The organism is Trinickia diaoshuihuensis (assembly GCF_003390925.1).
Lineage (GTDB): Bacteria > Pseudomonadota > Gammaproteobacteria > Burkholderiales > Burkholderiaceae > Trinickia > Trinickia diaoshuihuensis.
In genome coordinates, this window is the sequence record NZ_QUBS01000016.1 from 81790 (window position 1) to 98670 (window position 16881).

The following is a 16881-nucleotide window of genomic DNA, read 5'->3' on the forward strand; positions in this document are numbered from 1 at the left end:
AAACGGAGTATCGCCATGAGCACAGCAAGCAATGCAGTCAATGCAGGCAAGGTCGCTATCGTCACGGGCGCGTCGCGCGGCATCGGCGCATCCATCGCTACGCGGCTAGCCGCCGACGGATTTGCCGTCGTTGTCAACTACGCCGGCCGCGAAGCCGACGCGAATGCGATCGTCGAACAAATCAAAGCGAACGGCGGCCGGGCGGCCGCGATTCAAGCCGACGTTGCCGTGCCCGCACAGGTGGCCGCCATGTTCGACCGCGCGCTGACGCTGTTCGGCGGCATCGACGTCCTCGTCAACAACGCAGGCATCATGCAGCCCGGCCTGACGACCTTGGCCGAGACCGACGACGCGCTGTTCGATCGCCTCGTCGCCATCAATCTCAAAGGCACCTTCAATACGCTGCGGATCGCCGCGAACAAGCTTCGCGAGGGCGGCCGCATCGTCAACTTCTCGAGCAGTCTGACGGCGCTCGCGACGCCCGGATATTCGATCTATGCGGGCACGAAGGCCGCCGTCGAGACGATGACGCTCATCTTCGCCAAAGAGTTGCGCGGACGCGGCATCACCGTGAACGCCGTGGCGCCGGGGCCGACGGCCACCGAACTTTTCTTGAAGGACAAGACGCCCGAACAAATCGAACGTCTCGCCAAAATGCCGCCGCTCGAACGCCTGGGCCGCTCCGAGGACATCGCCTCCGTGGTCGCGTTCCTCGTCGGCCCGGACGGCGGCTGGATCGATGGCCAAACCATCCGCGCCAACGGCGGCATCGCCTGAGCGTGCGATCGACGCACGGCCCCTATATCGCTAGCGAACTCAAAGGAAAAGATCATGAAGAAGGTTATCGTCGTAACCGGCGCATCGAGCGGCTTCGGCCGGTTGAGCGCCGAAGCGTTGGCTAAGGCCGGTCACATCGTCTATGCGTCGATGCGCGCGACCACGGGGCGCAACGCCGAAGTCGTCAAGGAGATGGCGGCGCTTTCCGAGCGCAATGGCGTGGACTTGCGTACGGTGGAGTTGGACGTGCAATCGCAGGCGTCCGTCGATGCGGCAATCGAGCACGTCATCACGGAGGCCGGCGCGATCGACGTGCTCGTGCATAACGCCGGTCATATGGCCTTCGGACCCGCCGAAGCCTTCACTCCCGAACAATTCGCGCAACTGTACGACATCAACGTGCTGAGCACTCAACGCGTGAACCGCGCCGTGCTGCCGCATATGCGCGAACGCAAGCAGGGGTTGCTCGTGTGGGTGTCGAGCAGCAGTTCGGCCGGCGGGACGCCGCCGTATCTGGCGCCGTACTTCGCGGCCAAGGCAGCGATGGATTCGATCGCCGTTCAATATGCGCGCGAGTTGTCGCGTTGGGGCATCGAGACGTCGATCGTCGTCCCGGGCGCCTTCACCTCCGGTACCAATCACTTCGCGCACGCGGGCAGCCCAGCGGACAAAGCGACGTTGGCGCAATATGAAGCGGGTCCCTATGCGGGATTCGGCGAACAGATCCAGCAAGCATTCGCGGCCATCGTACCCGCCGATGCCGATGCGAGTCTCGTGGCGGAGGCGATCGTCGATGTCGTCGATGCGCCGTTCGGCGAGCGGCCGTTCCGGGTCCATATCGATCCCGCCCGCGATGGGGCCGACGTGGGCTTCGCCGTCCTCGATCGCCTCCGAGCCGAAATGCTGCACCGCGTCGGCATGGCCGACTTGCTCGAGCCGCGTCGATACCGCCAGGGATAACGGCTCGCCTGACGAGCCGCCGCTCCGGTTATTCGCCGATCCAAGATCCGCGCAGGTCGCTGTCGTAGAGCAGTTGCAACAGCGTCCCCGCGGGCCGGCTGAGCCGCTTGGCCGCGAGCGCGATGAATTCGATATCGGGCAGCACGGGCAGGCTCGCGGCGTTCAGCGGTTCCGACAAGCCGCGGCCCGACAAGTATTGCGCGCGCACCGTAATGCCGAGCCCCGCGCGCGCAGCCGCGATGCAGCCCGAGTGGCTGCTGCTCGTGCAAACCACCTGCCAGCGAAAATCGGTTTGCGCGAGCGTATCCAACACGACCGAGCGCGTCACGCTCGGCTCCGCCACTAGAATCAACGGCAACGGTTGCTCCAAATCGACGCGCGTGCCTGTGCGCGCGATCCATTCGAGCCGCCCCGTGAAGAGCGGCACCCCGCGCTTGTCGCCGAGCCGCCGCTTGCCGATAAACAAATCGATCGATCCGGCGTCGAGCAATTCGTAGAGCCGGCCCGTCATGCCGATGACGATTTCGAGTTCGACGTCGGGGTGCGCGCGCCGAAAGGCCGCGAGCACGGTAGGCAAGGGACCGAGCGCAATGTCGTCGGACGAGCCGAGCCGCACGCGACCCTTCAGCCTCGGCCCGCGAAACTGCGACTCGGCGCGTTCCAACGCCTGCAAGATGACGCTCGCATGCGCGAGCATGGCCTCCCCGTCGGCCGTCATGGCGAGCGAGTGGGTATCGCGCACGAAGAGCCGCCGCCCGACGGCATCTTCGAGACGGCGGATATGTTCGCTGACGCTCGATTGCGTCAAACCGAGTTGCCGCGCGGCCTCGGTAAAGCTATGGCACGCGGAAACCGTTGCGAACGTCTTGAGCCAAACGGGATTGAGCATGGACGCTTGGTTATCGGAATCGCCGATAACAGTCAGTGTGGTTAGTGGGGTTCTCGATTGAAACCGATTCCAATATCATATTCTCGTTCCCAGGTATAGCGTCGAGGGCGCATGCATGCGCTCCAAAAGATGAAGATGAGTAACGATTCAACCCACACCGCGTTGCTGTGGATCGTCGCCGCGGGGTTCTTTATGCAGGCGCTCGATACGACGATCGTCAACACTGCGCTCCCTTCCATCGCGCATAGCCTCGGCGTGCAACCGCTCGCCATGCAGTGGGCCATCGTCGCTTATACGCTGACGATGGCGACGCTGACGCCGGCTTCGGGCTGGCTCGCGGATCGCTTCGGTACGCGCCGCGTTTACTTCGGCGCGATTCTGATCTTCGTTTTAGGTTCGCTCAGTTGCGCCGGTGCGCATACCTTGCAGCAGCTCGTCATCGCGCGCGTCCTGCAGGGTATCGGGGGATCGATGCTGCTACCGATCGGCCGGCTCGCGGTTTTGCGCAGCGTCAGCAGCGAGCAATACGTCTCGGCCCTCGCCATGATTTCTGTGGCGGGGCAGGTCGGACCGATCGTCGGGCCAACGCTCGGCGGCTGGTTCGTCGAAGCGATTTCGTGGCATTGGATTTTCTTGATCAACGTGCCGATCGGGCTGGTCGGCTTGTTCTCGGTCCATCGATATTTGCCGCGTGCGGTGTCCAGTAGCGCGCCGCCGTTCGATCTCGGTGGTGGTGCGCTGCTGTCGCTTTGTATGATCGCGTTCTCGCTTGCGGTGGATGCGCCCGTGCAGGCTCACCGGGCGGCGTGGTCGGCTGCGCTGTTCGCGGTGGGCTTGATTGCCGCGCTCGCCTATATCCCGTATGCGAAGGGCCGCCGCAACGCGCTCTTCAAACTGACATTGTTCCGCGAGCCGAACTTCAGTATCGGACTCATCGGCAATCTGGTTTGCCGCATCGGCTCGAGTGCGGTTCCGTTTCTCGTTCCGTTGCTGCTGCAACTGCAGCTCGGCTATGCGCCGTTGCAGTCAGGTTTGATGATGCTGCCGGCCGCGCTCGCGGGAACGGTGGCCAAACGCTGGATCGCGCCGCTGATTCGCCGCTATGGCTACGACACGTTCCTATTGGCGAATACGTTGATCGTCGGCGGCGCGATCGTCGCGTTCGCGTTGATCACGCCCGATACGCCGGCGATCGTGGCCATCGTCGTGCTCTCGATCTTCGGGGCGGCGAACTCGATGCAGTTTGCGGCGATGAACAGCGTCACGCTCAAAGGGCTTTCGCATGAGGACGCGGGAGGCGGAAACAGTTTGTTTTCGATGGTGCAGATGCTGTCGATGGGCTTGGGCGTTTCGATCGGCGGTACCCTCGTCAAGCTCTTTTCCGATCACGCCGGGTCGAGCGTCTTCGGCTTTCGCATGAGCTTCGTCTGTGTCGGCGCGATTACGCTTATCGCGGCGCTCATCTTCCGTCAAATCGAAGACACGCCGCCGGCCGTCGCTTCCATGGCCACGGGCTTGCCGAAGTGATAGCCCTGCATGAAATTGCAGCCCAGCCCCGCAAGTACGGCGGCTTGGCGCTCCGTTTCCACGCCTTCAATCACGCAGCTCAGCGCGAGGTTGCGGCAAAGTTCGACGATCGTGCGGACGATGCCTTGCGCGAGTCTGTCTTGTTCGATATTGCCGACGAACGTGCGATCGACCTTGACGCTGTTCAGCGGTAACTGGTGAATGCAGTGCAAACTCGAATAGCCGGTGCCGAAGTCGTCGAGGGCGATCTTCGCGCCGAGGGCGCTCAGTTGCGAGAGGGCCTCACGGCCTTTCGCGAAGTCCTCGATGACGGCTGTTTCCGTGACTTCGAATGTCAGCCGGCTCGTGTCGACGTTGCTTTGCAAGACGATTCGGCGGATCCGTTCGACGGCGTCGGGCGAGGCAAGGTCGCGTGCCGAAAGGTTGAACGAAACACCGATGTGCGGATCGCTTCGCTCCATGAAGGCCAGCGCCTTGCCCAGCAGCACGGCGGTCAACTCATGGATCAAATCGCTTTTTTCCGCGATCCGAATGAAGACGTCGGGCGCGATATTGCCGAGCGTAGGACTGCGCCAGCGCGCGAGCGATTCATACGAGACGACCTCGCTCGTTGCAACGTTCAAGATGGGCTGGAAATGCAAGGTCATCTCGCGTTCGAGATCGGCCTGCCGTAACGCTTGCTCGATCCGTCCGATGTGCCGGATCGTACTCTCGTGCTGTTCCGAAAAGATCGTGGCCTGTCCGCGGCGGTGCGCTTTTGCATGGTAGAGCGCGTAGTCCGCGCGCTCGAACAACTGTTCGGCGGTGCGTCCCGCTTCGGGGAACAGGGCGATGCCGATCGTGGCGGAGATGCGCGTCGTCGTCTCCGACAACATGTACGGCTTGCGCAGTGCATCGCAAATGGCGGTGCTGATCGACAGTAGTGAGTCGTTCGAGCGGACGCGCCCGAATAGCAGACCGAATTCGTCTCCGCCGAGGCGAGCGATTTGCAACTCCTCGCTCGTGAACGCTTCGAGCCGGCGCCCGACTTCGCGCAGAAGACTATCGCCAGCCCGGTGCCCGTGCAGATCGTTGACTTGTTTGAAGCCGTCCAGATCCACGATGCCGACGGCGAACCGCGTCTCGTCCAGCCGCTCGTGGGCGAAATGTTTGCCGAGCCGGCTCAAGAAATGGCGCCGGTTGGGAAGTGACGTCAGGCTATCGATATTCGCCAGGCGCTGGTTCTCGTTGTTTAGCACGAGCAACTGTTGCTGCTTGTCCTCGAGCACTTTCTTCGCGTTTACGAGATCCGCGAAGTCGCGGTAGTAGGTCAGCAACACCTTGACCATGGCGATCGAGACGAACATCACGTTCATCGCGATTGCAATCAGCACGACGTTTTCCGTCAACGAGAAAAAGACGACGAACGGGACCAGCACGATGGCGGTGAGCAACAGGGCCGCGATCCGCATGTGCATCAAGCAGAAGATGCACGCGATGACGGTGATCGACATGTAGAACGCGACATGCGTGCGCTCGTACGCGCCGCCGTACGGATAGAGACTCAAACCCCAGAACGTGAAAACGAGGCCGAAGAGCACGACGAGCACCACCGTGTTTCGCATCCGTACGGCGATTTGGCTATCCGTCAGTACCGCACCGAGCGCGCGCCGGCGCGCCCAGACGTACAGCCGCAACATGCACGCGGCGCACAGCGCAGAAGGCAACACCTTCGTCATGACGGCCGGCGCGCTATGGACGTGCGTGTACGCCACGGCGATGCTGTTTACCATCAGCGTGAAATAAAGCAGCGGCAATTGCCGAGAGAACGCCTCGAACTGGCTTCGCATCAATGCGACGTTCGAGGCGTTGCTGCGCGTAAAAGGGGTCGTCAATCGCATTGAGAACATAAATCGGGGCCGATGCACATCCGCTTGCGCGAAACGCTCTTCTTCTATCTGTTTACGGGTCTTTCCGCGAATTCTGAAGGCGGTGCATGGGCCGTGGTGTCCCCAATAGACGCGCGTCCATATCGCGCCATCGTGGGTCAAACATCTGATGAATATAGGGCCGGGCTATGCGTACTTCTTATCGACTCACCGCGCGTACGTTCGTCGGATGCGCATCGTTCTGCGACAATGCTGTCCCTTTGGTTTCTTCGCATCGCTCACGCATTTACCCTTTACCGTATGGCATCGAATAGCGCGCATCACGCCACAGGATGGGCAGCAGGATTGATCGCGGCCGCGCTCGTCGCCCAAGTGGGCGCGGCTGGCCCATGGCATTTGGGCAGCGTTGCCGCGTTCGTGGCGGCAGTCGCGGGAGGCACCGCACCCGATTGGATGGAGGTTGCCTGGTGGAGCCGGGGGCGGCGGCTGTGGATCACTCATCGCACCGCAACGCATTGGGGGCTGGGATGGATCGCCGCGCTCGTTTTCGCCTATGGCTCGCTGCATCATTCGAAGCCATATACCGCCGCGGTGTTCGGCTTCGCTTGCGGCGGCGTCATGCACCTGCTCGCGGATTGGCCCAATCCGCTCGGTGTGCCGTGGATCTGGAAGCGGCATTCCCTGAATTGGTGGAAGAGCGGGCGGTGCGATCTGCTCGTCGTCGCGTTGGCTTGGGGCGCGGCGTGCTGGATCGCTAGTCCGTTATGGGTTGCGCGAGTCGAGCGTTTGGCGCAGTGGTTGCACACCGTCGTTCGTTAGTAGGTTGAAGGCAAATGCGCGTGCCGCTGCGCAATTGTAGGCCGGCGTTTCAAGCAAACACATCGATTCCTCTGACGATCCGCTTTGCGAGGCGCGGCTGTTGTATCTGATCGACCCACCATTGCAACGCGCGGCCGTCTTGATCGCTGCGCCAGGCGGCATACAAAATATTCGGTTCGCGCGGATCCGCCGTCCGTAATTCGACGAGTTCGCCGCGTTCGAGCAGCGATGCCACGCGATGCCTCGGCAGCCATCCGGCGCCGAGCCCGTTACGTTGCGCGGCGATTTTGGCCTGCATGCTTGGCACGGCCAGTACCGCTTGACCGCCGAGCACGCCATAGGCGCGTCCCTGCGTGGCACGCGACGTGTCCGCGACCACGACCGCCCGGTGCCCGGCGATGCGTTCGCGCGATATCGGCGCGCTTTCCCGCGCCAGCGGATGGCGGGGCGACACAGCAAATATCCATTCCATCGCACCGAGTTCGATCCAGCGCAAATGCGCGATCGCCGGTGGTGCGTTGGTGGCGCCGATGACGAGATCGGCCCGGCCGTCGCGCAGTGCTTCCCACGTTCCGCCGAGCACTTCGTGCGTGACCCGCAGCGCTACGCCCGATTCGAGGGCATCGAACGAACGGATGATCGGCAGGAGCAATTCGAATTCGATCAGTTCGTCAGTCACGATCCAAAGACGGTCCTCCCAACCGCTGGCCACTTGCCGCACGCGGCGTGCGAGACGGCTTACGTCCTCCATGAGACGCGCGGCATCATCCGCCAGCAATTGGCCCGCGGGCGTCAGCCGCAACCGGTAACCGCGGCGATCGAACAGCAGCGCGTCGAAGCGCGTTTCCAATTAGCGCGCGGCATGCGAAATGGTCGACGGTGCTTTGCCGAGCCGCGCGGCCGCGCGCGACAGGCTGCCCGTGGTTCGGATCGCGTCGAGCAGCGTCAATTCGTCTTCCGACAACATGTTCGACTCCTTCGAACGAGTGCATCGAGCCGATGGTACGACATGGCGATCGAATGCGTCCATCATGGCTTCAACGTCGTGAAACGGGCACGGCAGCCGCCGCGCGGGAATTGGCCAATGCCCTCGAAGCGGCGGGGATCCGTCTCGACGCCGTGTTCGTCAATGCAGGGGTGGCGAAGTTCGCGTCGCTAGCCGAGGCCGACGAGGCGCTGTGGGACCTGATCTTCGACAGCAACGTGAAGGGCGTCTTCTTTCAGCTTCAAGCCCTTGCGCCGCTGTTGAATCAAGGGGCGTCGATCGTGTTGAACGGCTCGATCAATGCGCACATCGGCATGCCGAACACGGCGATCTATGGGGCGAGCAAGGCCGCATTGATCTCGTTGGCGAAGACGCTCTCGGCCGAACTGCTGCCGCGCGGCATACGTGTCAACGTGGTGAGTCCTGGGCCGGTGACCACGCCGTTGTACGGCAAGCTCGGGCTCGATTCCGACCAACTTGCCGCGGCGGCGGAGAGCATTCGCGCTCAGGTGCCGGCCGGCCGCTTCGGCGAGCCGAAGGAGGTGGCCGCGACCGTCCTGCACCTGGCGTCCAGCGAATCGGCCTTTATCGTTGGCACCGAGATCGTCATCGATGGCGGGATGAGCCAGCTCTAACGATGTCGTGGCCGGTGCGCTGTTATTTGCCCGGTGTCAGTACGACTCTAAAGCGCGCCTTGCCGCTCATCATGCGGTCGTAGGCTTCGGCCGCTCTCGAAAGCGGGTATTGCTCGATCATCGGCCGCACGCCCGTCAACGCGCTGAACGCGAGCGTGTCTTGCGAGTCGGCCGAGGTGCCCGAGGGCCATCCCTGAACCGATTGACGGCCCATGATGAACTGCGTGATCGGCACTTCGACAGGCTCCTCGGACACGCCGACCATAATCAGCTTGCCGTTCAAGCCGAGGCCGCCGATGGCGGCCGTCATGGCTTTTCCGCTCGTGGCCGTGGCCAGAATCACGCGTGCGCCGCCGAGCGCTTGCAGCGCCTCGGCGACGTTTTGCGCTTCGCTGTCGATGTAGTGATGAGCGCCGAGTTCCTTGGCGAGCGGCGCTTTGTCTTGTCCGCGGGCGATCGCCACAGTGAGATAGCCCATCTTGCTTGCATATTGCACCCCGAGGTGGCCGAGACCGCCGATGCCTAAGATCCCCACCACGTCGCCGGCGCGGGCGCCGCTGTGACGCAATGCGTTGAAGGTCGTAATACCTGCGCAAAGAAGCGGGGCCGCGTCGATATCGGAGAGATCGTCGGGCATGCGGGCCAACGCCTCTTGCGGCGCGACCATGTAATCGGCGTACCCACCGTCGTAGCTGATACCGGGGATTTGGCCGCTCTTGCAAAGGACGAAGTCGCCGCGGCGGCAGTGCTCGCAATGGCCGCAGTGCCCGCCGTGCCAGCCCACGCCTACGCGTTGCCCAACGCGCCAATCATCGACGCGGGCACCGAGTTTATCGATGACGCCGGCGATTTCGTGGCCCGGCACGCGCGGAAACTGCAAGCCGGGCCACATCCCTTCTTTCGTGAGCGAATCGCTGTGGCAGATTCCGCAGGCCTGCACCTTGATCAAGACATGGCCTTCGGGCGGTTCGGGAATGTCGCGTTCGACGAGTTCGAACGGTCCTCCGGCATTCTTCACCTGCACGGCTTTCATCGTACGCATCGTTTGCTCCTGCATGAGTTGTCGGACCGGACGCCGGTGTCGCACACCCCGGCGATGCGCCGGATCGTGTGAGAAAGCGGCAGCCTTCGATGACTATAGGACGCGCGCTTCGGTTCTGCAGGAAATAGCAAATGCGATGCCGTGGGCGGGCTTTGGTTACACAGGCTTCAACTTAAGCAGCTTGGCCGGAGCGGCCCTGAAGGCTTTGTTGGTCTCGGCTGCCGCAATCATATGCGGGGCGACACTATGTGCAGCGAGTGCTTCGTCGGAGGCCCACTGCTCCGTGATAACGAATAGGTCGTCGTTGCCTTCCACGCGATGAAGCTCGTATTCGATGCAACCCTCTTCGGCTCGAACCAAAGGGACGATGGCATTGAAGGCTTCGATTTGCTGTTGAGATTTGCCGGGCTGGACTTCGAGCAAGACGACTAGCGAAACGGTCATAGGGGGCCTCTTTTTGGGGAGGGGGATTATTCGGGCCTACGATCATGCCACACCCATCCGGGGAACGTACGCGAACGCGATTGACGATCGTACGCTTTGCGGGCAAACTCATTGCCCATGTACGCAATCTCGCCCGTTACCACGTTCCATCATCATTGGCACATCCATTCGGGTTGGCGGCCGGGAACGCGCGTGCATTAACACTGTGCAATAAAGTGTGCTACGAAGCCCCGCCGATCGCGACGGGGCTTTTTGTTTTGTGGCTTGTCCCCGACGTCATCGGCCTAACCCGAGGTGAAAACATGACGTCGCTTAAAGAAGGCAAGTTCGCAACGCCCATTGATTTATACCGCGTGATTTCGCGCGTATGGTCCGGGGACACGGCAAGTCCAACCGGTGCTTGGTCGCCGTCGAACCCGGCACAGAATCACTGCAGCGTTACGGCGCTCGTGGTGCAGGACGTTTTCGGCGGTGACATTCTTTGCACGCGGACGGTGGGTGGAACGCACTTTTATAACGTGGTCGACGGCAAGAAGTGGGACATCACGGTGAGCCAATTCAGGGAGCCGATTCCTTATGACGACACCGCTTCCAGCCGCGATGCGGCGCTCGCCGATACGTCGCCTGAGAAGTATGCGCTGTTGAGAGCGAGGCTCGAGGCGGAGACAGGCGCATTCACGGCTGGCGAGAAAGCGGCTAAATGACGTAGCGCACGCCCTCGACCAATTGAACGGCGCCGAAAGCGCCGATCACCAGTGCCGACACCCGGGCGATCCCATGCATGAACGAGGCGGGCATCTTCTTCCCGGCCGCGGCGGTGATTGTGCTCAGAAACAGCCACCAGGCCGCGGAGCCGGCGAATACGCCGGCCACCATCGGCGCGACTGTGAACCAAGGCGAGCCCGTCGCAGCGCCGGATCCCGCCGTCATCGGCCCTAGCGCCGCGAATACACCGATGAACGAAATAATCGTCATCGGGTTCGACAACGTTAGGCCGAACGTCGTCAGGAATGCGCGCGTTGTTGACGTACGCGGCGCGGTGGCGGCCGTACTTTGCGCAACCGGTTTTTCGCGCGCGATCGTGAACGCTAGCCAAAGCAGGAATGCGCCTCCGCCGATCTTGAGCGAGATGCTGAGCGCAGGGAAGGCCGTGGCAAGGCCGGCGATCCCGAGTGCGCCGAGCAAGCCGTAAATGGCGTCGGCGCACGCCGCGCCGAGTCCCGTCGCAAAGCCGTAGCGGAAGCCTCGGCTGAGGCTGCGCTGAATGCAGAGCATGCCGATAGGACCTACGGGGGCGGCGATGGATAAACCGATGGTCAATGATTTGAGGAGCAGCATGGCCGTTTTCGCCTTGCGTTAAGAGGTAAATGAAACAAGTTCGATCGTAGGCGCACCCAAGCGAGCGCAAAAGACGGTTTTTAAGGGAGAATGCCGATTCAACCTTAAAAAATTCACCGTCATGGACGATCTGGATTGGAAGTTACTAGCGCTATTGCAATGCAACGGCCGAATGACCTACACGGAATTGGCGCGCCAGGTCGGCTTGTCGGTGCCTGCTGTAACCGAACGTGTGAGGCGCTTGGAGGATGCGGGGGTGATCGAAGGCTACGCCGCGCATATCAATGCGTCTGCGGCGGGTTATGTGGTCACGGCATTGATCGCCATTACCGTGCAGCAGCCCGCCAAAGCGAAGTTTCTAAGGCTGCTCGAGACGATTCCCGAAGTGCTCGAATGCCACCACGTCACCGGTGCCGACTCGTACATCATGCGATTGGTCGCGGCGAGTATGGCGGATCTCGAGCGGCTGATCGGTCGCATCAATCTGTACGGCGAAACGCGGACTTCTATCGTCATGTCAACACCGTTGCCCGCACGGCCGCTTCAGCCGCCTCCCACGGCTGCGAAGAGGCGATAACTGCGTTCATCGAACGTTGGGCGTACGAGACATCGGTTGGCGCTTTGCCTTCATCGATAGGCCAATTGTCTGCGATCTAGATACGTCTGTCGCGCGTTTCAAATTGGCCGAGGGCCTCTGAAAACCTCGCACTAGCTGCTCGACGGATAATTGCTCGTCGTTGCGCCGCGGCCCTTATCATAACCAATGACGGGTGACTGCCGCAGCCACGAGTCGCTTGTGAGTTGCCCTACCATCCATTCCGCCAGGTCGGCGCGGGTCATGCTGTGGCTTATCCCCGAGCCGTCAATAGATGCCCTTACACCACCACGCGGAGATTTGTTCAACAGGCGACCCGGACAGACGTTCACGTAATCGATGTTCGAAGCAAACAGTAGGTTTTCGCCGCGCTTTTTGTCGGCAAAAATGTTCCGCAAGAGTAACCCTTGCAGGACGGTTTGCATTATGTTGATACGCTTATGCGATTCCTGCGCGCCCCATGCTGAGAGGTTAACAAACCGTCTGACATCGTGCCGCTTCATCGAATCCAGGATATTACGCATCAAGACTTCCTGAACGTCACTGGCTTTCAGCGAGCGCGGGCCGAAGGCTGACATAACAGCATCTTGTCCCTGCATGGCTTGATCGATCAAATCGGGATCGAGCACGCTGCCTGCAACTATCTGCAGATTTTCATGTACGGTCACAACTGCTTCCGGTCGTCGCGCCGGCGCTTTGACGCAATGGCCCGCCGCAAGCAACCGGGGCAGAATTTCTCTGCCTGTGCCCCCGGTGGCACCGATCAATAACACTTTCATGACTATCCTTGCCGGATGACGTTCGCTACCCATGACGAGTCGATACACACACGGTTTGTGGTCTACGCACGTCCCATATCCCTTCTTATTAGATACGATAGGGTATCGTATCGTAGGTGTTGCGATAATACAGCCTATCGTTTGGAGGTGCAAGGCATGAGAGCGTGGTCGACCGACCATCCGAAGGCGAAGTTAATGACGCGGAAGCGGGCAGCTATTCTCGCGGCCGCGAAAGCGTCGTTCCTGGAGAACGGCTATGCCGGCACAAGCATGGAGGCCATTGCGAAATCAGCCAACGTCTCGATCATGACGCTGTATCGGCACGCGAGGAACAAAGACGATCTGTTTCGCGCTGTAATTTCGAATGCTTGTGAGCCGGCTGACGACGTAGAACGCGACGCGCTTGAGGGCATTCTTGCAATGCCTATGGAACAGGCTCTCGTAGAATCGGCGCTGCACATGCAGGCGACTCTCATCGAAAAGGACAGCGTTGCGCTTTTAAGAGTCGTTCTTGCCGAAGCTCCGCGCTTCCCCAGATTGGCCGAACTGGCTTACGGTGGATTTGTAGGTCGTTTGGAGAGCGCGATCGCATGGGCGCTGTCCAGGATGGAAAAAACGGCTGACTTGACCGAGGAAGAACGCTGCCGGCTAGGCAGCTTGTTCGTGGAAAGAATAGTCGGACCTGAACTGCTGCGCGCGCTGCTTGGGCTTCCAGGACCGACGGACGTAGATCAACGGCTGCGCGCGGAAAGAGCGCGCGACGACCTCCTCCGAGAGATCAATAAGATTTGAACTGACCAAGCGGTTCGAGGTGACGATAGCGTAACGTCGCAGGCGCCCCGTTGCGCGACCCGAACGCGGCCGGACTGCCGGTGCCGGCGACGCGTTCGTGCAATATTGCCGTCGACGTGCCTTTGCTGATGGTCAGCGGGACGGCCCACCTGACCGTGCCCTATGTGGGCGGCGAGATGTCGCTATTCGTCTGCAGGGATCACGGACGCAGCGCACTCAATCCACCTTGAACCTGCAGGCTTGAGTCGTGCATTCCGAGAGCGTACCCATGCCCAACCACCGGGAAAGGCGCATGCGATTGCGCGCAAACACAAGATACGCCGCACGAAAGAAAGGCCGCAGCATGGGTACCCGCAACGGCGCGACTATCCAGCCTTTGCCGACGTGGGTATAGGCAGCAACGAACGTGTCGATCCCGACCAGGCGGTGTCCGTCTGCTGTCCAGGCATGTATCTGCCGGTTCAGCGCAGCCAACTCCACACCGAGCGGCGATGGATCGAAGCCCGGTTGTGCGATATCGACGAATGCGAGCCTCCGGTGTCGATCCCACGCACGCAGGCGCTTCACTTCCGCAACGCACAGCGGACAGTTGCCGTCGATATAAAGCGTCAATGAGGCTGCTTGCATCATTACTCTCCTTTCGAATATTTCAGTAGTTTCTGTCATGAGAGAAATTAGACGCCAAGTCGTCGCTCGTCAAGTCGAATTTCTCTCTTGACAGAAATTACTGAACGAAATAGATTGCGAGTCATGAAACTTACACCGATTGCCGAACGATTCATTCTTCACTGGGGCGAGATGGGTTCGCGTTGGGGGGTGAACCGCACCGTCGCGCAAATCCACGCTCTGCTCTACCTGCTTGGGCGGCCACTTGCTGCGGACGAAATCGCCGATACCCTTGGTGTCGCACGCTCCAATGTCAGCACGAGTCTCAAGGAGCTTCAGTCGTGGAGACTCGCGAAGGTCGTCCATGTGATGGGAGACCGTCGCGACCATTTCGAGACCTCCACAGACATCTGGGAGTTGTTTCGGTTGATCGTGGAGGGCCGACGACAACGCGAGATAGACCCGACCCTGACCATGTTGCGCGACAGTCTGATCAGTCCTGAGATGGCGCAAGAAAGCGAGGAGACGGAGCAACGGCTTAAGGCAACACTGGCGTTTCTCGAGACCCTTACGACATGGTCGGATGAAATGTTGCGCATGAAGCCGGAAACTCTGATGAAAGCCCTAGGAATCGGCGCGAAGATAAGTCGGACCGTGCGGCGTACAAAGAGATCGCGCAAGCAGGAATGACCCGGTCGTGGAGGACGACGCAGTCGTCCTTTTTTTTGCACATTTATTTCGGTGTTGACAGAAATAACAGAAAACGGAGAATAAAGTGATGATCGTGTTGTCGCTGATGTTTGAGTGGACGGTCCCAGTCCTTGCGGGCGTGTTTGCAACCCGATACCTGAAAAAGGTTTTGTGGGACGTACTGGTTTATCTTTGCGGCACACCCGGGCGCGCGGAATTCTGGGCTCGTGTCAGCGCCGTGCTGATCGCGGCTACACCATTACTGTTCGTGATGGTGACAAGTGTCAACCCTCTGGCTCGCTCGACAGGGGACCCGATCTGTTCTATCGGTCTGTTGCGCAGAACCTGCATCTTCACGCTGCTCGGCGTACTTGCGGCAGTCGGTGGTATTGCGGTGATCGTTGGCCGGTATATTCCGCGCGCCGCTGAGGTAGCGCATCCCGCGTCCGTCGCGAAGGGGGCCGCATGAACGTGCTCGTTTGCGGAGCCCATGGCTTCGTCGGACAAGCGGTTTGTACCGCACTTGCCCGACGCGGTTATCGGATATTGAAGGGCATTCGCCATGCGAAGGAGAGCGACGAATTCGAGGTCGACTACACCACAAATCTTGACCCGGCATCCTGGACATCGAAGCTGCGGGATATCGACGTCGTGATCAATGCCGTGGGAATTTTGATCGAGCGCGCGGGACAGACGTTCGAACTCGTCCATCATCGCGCCCCGGTCGCACTCTTCGAAGCTGCCTGTCGCGCTGGTGTTCGACATATCGTGCAGATATCGGCATTGGGCGCACACACAGGGACGACTGCTTATTTCAAAAGCAAGCTGGCGGCGGATGAGTACTTGATGTCGCAGCCTGTCGAACATCATATTCTCAGGCCTGCCCTCGTGTATGGGCCAGACGGAAAGTCGTCGCGCTTCTTTCGAACTATCGCCGCGTCGCCCATCCATCCTCTGCCGGCCGGAGGGCACCAATGGGTCCGGCCGATCCATGTGGATGATCTTGCCGAAATTGTCGTTCGCCTCATCGACCACGTGAATCTGCAGCCAAACGCGGCCGTTCGAAGTGAGGCGAGGGTCGACGCTGATACCCCGGCGGTCCTGGAACTCGTCGGTCACACGCGACTTGAATACAAGGACATGCTTGCCGTCTACCGCAGATCGATGGCATTCGAGCCTGCGTGGCAATTCAGCATTCCTCGCCGGTTCGTCGATATCGCCGCAAAGGTCTGCGACCGTATACCCGGCTCGATGCTGACACGGGACACCTGGCACATGCTCGAGCAAGGCAGTTCGGCTGAAGTCGATACGACGGCACGCATTTTGGGTCGCCCTCCTGCCGGCATTGAAATGTTCATTGGACCGGTCGAGGCCATGTCCTTGAGACAAACCGCGCTTGCCTTTTGGCGATCGTTGTCCTTGCGTATCGCACTGGCAATCACTTGGCTCGGAACGGCCGTATGCAGCGCGTTCTTTTATCCCAAAGCCGAAAGCCTTGCATTACTTGCCCGCCTTCACTTGCACGGCGGGGCGGCGCTTGGACTGCTCTATGGGGCATCCGCGATTGACGCCATGATTGGCGTTCTCACGCTCACGCACCCGGGAAAACGTTTGTGGATCGCGCAGGCATTTCTTGTCGGCCTATATTCCTGCATCGTTGCCATAACACTACCCGAGTTCCTGTGGCACCCGTTCGGCCCAATCCTGAAGAACGTGCCCATTCTCGCCGTGCTCGGAGTACTGACGATGGAGGAAACGACATCATGAACTTCTATCTGGCGATCAAGACATTGCATATCGTCTCGTCTGTCGTGCTCGTCGGGACGGGCTTCGGCACTGCCTTCTATTTGTTCTTCGCGAACAGGACACGAAGCGTACAGGGGATTGCGCTGGTGACGCGACTCGTTGTCCGGGCGGATTGCTGGTTCACGACCCCTGCGGTCATTGTTCAACCGGTCTCCGGACTATGGCTCGCTCATACGGCGGGGTGGACATGGCAGACGCCGTGGATCGTGGCCGCGTTCTGCCTCTATCTGCTTGCTGGCATGTGCGAGCTAACGTCAATAGTGGTGTATGAACAAATTGACGGCGATCGATTTCAAGCGGCGAGTTTCTGCTGAACCGGCCGATCGTCT

General features: G+C 60.6%; 19 protein-coding genes and 2 pseudogenes. 13 read left to right on the plus strand and 8 right to left on the minus strand.

Features of this window, described 5'->3' with window-relative positions:
• Nucleotides 1–15: 15 nt before the first annotated feature.
• Nucleotides 16–777, plus strand: a complete 762-nt coding sequence (locus tag DXT59_RS03165) for an SDR family oxidoreductase (RefSeq protein ID WP_116135484.1) — start codon at nt 16–18, stop codon at nt 775–777.
• 54 nt (nt 778–831) lie between these two features.
• On the plus strand, nt 832–1737 hold the full coding sequence (locus DXT59_RS03170) for an SDR family oxidoreductase (protein WP_162877928.1): 906 nt from the start codon (nt 832–834) through the stop codon (nt 1735–1737).
• Between the two features lie 28 nt (nt 1738–1765).
• Here the strand turns inward: DXT59_RS03170 and DXT59_RS03175 are convergent, their stop codons facing one another.
• A complete protein-coding gene (locus DXT59_RS03175) occupies nt 1766–2626 on the minus strand; it encodes a LysR family transcriptional regulator (protein ID WP_116135486.1) in 861 nt (286 codons plus the stop codon).
• Nucleotides 2627–2761: 135 nt separating this feature from the next.
• On the opposite strand from DXT59_RS03175, the gene mdtD reads away from it, so the two are divergent.
• Nucleotides 2762–4153: a multidrug transporter subunit MdtD gene (gene mdtD, locus DXT59_RS03180; protein WP_116135508.1), complete on the plus strand. Its 1392-nt coding sequence runs from the start codon at nt 2762–2764 to the stop codon at nt 4151–4153.
• On the opposite strand, the gene DXT59_RS03185 is transcribed toward mdtD, so the two are convergent.
• Nucleotides 4096–6033, minus strand: coding sequence for a putative bifunctional diguanylate cyclase/phosphodiesterase (locus tag DXT59_RS03185; protein WP_240324381.1), 1938 nt, complete (start codon nt 6031–6033; stop codon nt 4096–4098). The genes mdtD and DXT59_RS03185 overlap by 58 nt on opposite strands.
• 288 nt (nt 6034–6321) lie before the next feature.
• Here DXT59_RS03185 and DXT59_RS03190 point away from each other — a divergent pair, with 288 nt between their 5' ends.
• A complete protein-coding gene (locus DXT59_RS03190; RefSeq protein WP_116135488.1) occupies nt 6322–6840 on the plus strand; it encodes a metal-dependent hydrolase in 519 nt (172 codons plus the stop codon).
• Nucleotides 6841–6889: 49 nt separating this feature from the next.
• On the opposite strand, the pseudogene DXT59_RS03195 reads toward DXT59_RS03190, so the two are convergent.
• Nucleotides 6890–7807: pseudogene (locus tag DXT59_RS03195) on the minus strand (LysR family transcriptional regulator).
• 53 nt (nt 7808–7860) lie between these two features.
• On the opposite strand from DXT59_RS03195, the gene DXT59_RS03200 reads away from it, so the two are divergent.
• Nucleotides 7861–8460, plus strand: a complete 600-nt coding sequence (locus tag DXT59_RS03200) for an SDR family oxidoreductase (protein ID WP_240324382.1) — start codon at nt 7861–7863, stop codon at nt 8458–8460.
• A 22-nt stretch (nt 8461–8482) separates the two neighbouring features.
• Here DXT59_RS03200 and DXT59_RS03205 read toward each other — a convergent pair whose 3' ends face one another.
• Together DXT59_RS03205 and DXT59_RS03210 are read right to left on the minus strand one after the other, a co-directional pair.
• The gene (locus DXT59_RS03205; protein WP_116135509.1) at nt 8483–9502 is read right to left on the minus strand and encodes an alcohol dehydrogenase; all 1020 of its coding nucleotides are present in this window, start codon (nt 9500–9502) and stop codon (nt 8483–8485) included.
• A gap of 156 nt (nt 9503–9658) precedes the next feature.
• Nucleotides 9659–9946, minus strand: coding sequence for a putative quinol monooxygenase (locus tag DXT59_RS03210; protein ID WP_116135490.1), 288 nt, complete (start codon nt 9944–9946; stop codon nt 9659–9661).
• Nucleotides 9947–10026: 80 nt separating this feature from the next.
• Here DXT59_RS03210 and DXT59_RS31040 point away from each other — a divergent pair, with 80 nt between their 5' ends.
• Nucleotides 10027–10650 (plus strand): YunG family protein, encoded by a 624-nt coding sequence (locus DXT59_RS31040; RefSeq protein WP_240324383.1) that lies wholly within the window; start codon nt 10027–10029, stop codon nt 10648–10650.
• Here the strand turns inward: DXT59_RS31040 and DXT59_RS03220 are convergent.
• A complete protein-coding gene (locus DXT59_RS03220; protein ID WP_116135491.1) occupies nt 10643–11284 on the minus strand; it encodes a LysE/ArgO family amino acid transporter in 642 nt (213 codons plus the stop codon). The two genes, DXT59_RS31040 and DXT59_RS03220, sit on opposite strands and share 8 nt — an antisense overlap.
• A gap of 121 nt (nt 11285–11405) precedes the next feature.
• Here DXT59_RS03220 and DXT59_RS03225 point away from each other — a divergent pair, with 121 nt between their 5' ends.
• Complete coding sequence (locus tag DXT59_RS03225; protein ID WP_116135492.1) at nt 11406–11861, plus strand: Lrp/AsnC family transcriptional regulator; 456 nt, start codon at nt 11406–11408, stop codon at nt 11859–11861.
• Nucleotides 11862–11992: 131 nt separating this feature from the next.
• Here DXT59_RS03225 and DXT59_RS03230 read toward each other — a convergent pair whose 3' ends face one another.
• Nucleotides 11993–12658 carry an NAD(P)-dependent oxidoreductase gene (locus DXT59_RS03230; RefSeq protein ID WP_162877929.1) on the minus strand — a complete coding sequence of 222 codons (666 nt, stop codon included), beginning with the start codon at nt 12656–12658 and terminating at the stop codon, nt 11993–11995.
• A gap of 156 nt (nt 12659–12814) precedes the next feature.
• Here DXT59_RS03230 and DXT59_RS03235 point away from each other — a divergent pair, with 156 nt between their 5' ends.
• Both DXT59_RS03235 and DXT59_RS03240 read left to right on the plus strand, forming a co-directional pair.
• Entirely contained in the window at nt 12815–13450 is a 636-nt protein-coding gene (locus DXT59_RS03235; RefSeq protein ID WP_162877930.1) for a TetR/AcrR family transcriptional regulator, read from the plus strand.
• A 50-nt stretch (nt 13451–13500) separates the two neighbouring features.
• A complete protein-coding gene (locus tag DXT59_RS03240; protein ID WP_116135495.1) occupies nt 13501–13680 on the plus strand; it encodes a hypothetical protein in 180 nt (59 codons plus the stop codon).
• Here DXT59_RS03240 and DXT59_RS03245 read toward each other — a convergent pair.
• Entirely contained in the window at nt 13667–14062 is a 396-nt protein-coding gene (locus tag DXT59_RS03245; protein ID WP_240324384.1) for a thiol-disulfide oxidoreductase DCC family protein, read from the minus strand. The genes DXT59_RS03240 and DXT59_RS03245 overlap by 14 nt on opposite strands.
• Before the next feature lie 138 nt (nt 14063–14200).
• On the opposite strand from DXT59_RS03245, the gene DXT59_RS03250 reads away from it, so the two are divergent.
• The 4 genes and pseudogenes from DXT59_RS03250 to DXT59_RS03265 all read left to right on the plus strand — a co-directional run.
• The gene (locus tag DXT59_RS03250) at nt 14201–14746 is read left to right on the plus strand and encodes a GbsR/MarR family transcriptional regulator (RefSeq protein WP_116135497.1); all 546 of its coding nucleotides are present in this window, start codon (nt 14201–14203) and stop codon (nt 14744–14746) included.
• A gap of 85 nt (nt 14747–14831) precedes the next feature.
• A complete protein-coding gene (locus tag DXT59_RS03255) occupies nt 14832–15215 on the plus strand; it encodes a hypothetical protein (protein WP_162877931.1) in 384 nt (127 codons plus the stop codon).
• Nucleotides 15212–16513: an SDR family oxidoreductase gene (locus tag DXT59_RS03260; protein ID WP_116135499.1), complete on the plus strand. Its 1302-nt coding sequence runs from the start codon at nt 15212–15214 to the stop codon at nt 16511–16513. The genes DXT59_RS03255 and DXT59_RS03260 overlap by 4 nt, the downstream gene beginning before the upstream one ends.
• A pseudogene (locus DXT59_RS03265) lies at nt 16510–16833 on the plus strand (DUF2269 family protein); the annotation flags it as partial. The gene DXT59_RS03260 and the pseudogene DXT59_RS03265, both read left to right, overlap by 4 nt.
• Nucleotides 16834–16881 lie beyond the last annotated feature (48 nt).

Bases quoted from the DNA above. Each gene is read 5' to 3' on its own strand.
- DXT59_RS03235 (WP_162877930.1), top strand. From the start codon at position 12,815: ATGAGAGCGTGGTCGACCGACCATCCGAAGGCGAAGTTAATGACGCGG.
- DXT59_RS03200 (WP_240324382.1), top strand. From the start codon at position 7,861: ATGCGTCCATCATGGCTTCAACGTCGTGAAACGGGCACGGCAGCCGCC.
- DXT59_RS03210 (WP_116135490.1), bottom strand. From the start codon at position 9,946: ATGACCGTTTCGCTAGTCGTCTTGCTCGAAGTCCAGCCCGGCAAATCT.
- mdtD (WP_116135508.1), top strand. From the start codon at position 2,762: ATGAGTAACGATTCAACCCACACCGCGTTGCTGTGGATCGTCGCCGCG.
- DXT59_RS03185 (WP_240324381.1), bottom strand. From the start codon at position 6,033: ATGCGATTGACGACCCCTTTTACGCGCAGCAACGCCTCGAACGTCGCA.
- DXT59_RS03225 (WP_116135492.1), top strand. From the start codon at position 11,406: ATGGACGATCTGGATTGGAAGTTACTAGCGCTATTGCAATGCAACGGC.
- DXT59_RS03165 (WP_116135484.1), top strand. From the start codon at position 16: ATGAGCACAGCAAGCAATGCAGTCAATGCAGGCAAGGTCGCTATCGTC.
- DXT59_RS03260 (WP_116135499.1), top strand. From the start codon at position 15,212: ATGAACGTGCTCGTTTGCGGAGCCCATGGCTTCGTCGGACAAGCGGTT.
- DXT59_RS03170 (WP_162877928.1), top strand. From the start codon at position 832: ATGAAGAAGGTTATCGTCGTAACCGGCGCATCGAGCGGCTTCGGCCGG.
- DXT59_RS03175 (WP_116135486.1), bottom strand. From the start codon at position 2,626: ATGCTCAATCCCGTTTGGCTCAAGACGTTCGCAACGGTTTCCGCGTGC.
- DXT59_RS03190 (WP_116135488.1), top strand. From the start codon at position 6,322: ATGGCATCGAATAGCGCGCATCACGCCACAGGATGGGCAGCAGGATTG.
- DXT59_RS03205 (WP_116135509.1), bottom strand. From the start codon at position 9,502: ATGCGTACGATGAAAGCCGTGCAGGTGAAGAATGCCGGAGGACCGTTC.
- DXT59_RS03250 (WP_116135497.1), top strand. From the start codon at position 14,201: ATGAAACTTACACCGATTGCCGAACGATTCATTCTTCACTGGGGCGAG.
- DXT59_RS03230 (WP_162877929.1), bottom strand. From the start codon at position 12,658: ATGAAAGTGTTATTGATCGGTGCCACCGGGGGCACAGGCAGAGAAATT.
- DXT59_RS03220 (WP_116135491.1), bottom strand. From the start codon at position 11,284: ATGCTGCTCCTCAAATCATTGACCATCGGTTTATCCATCGCCGCCCCC.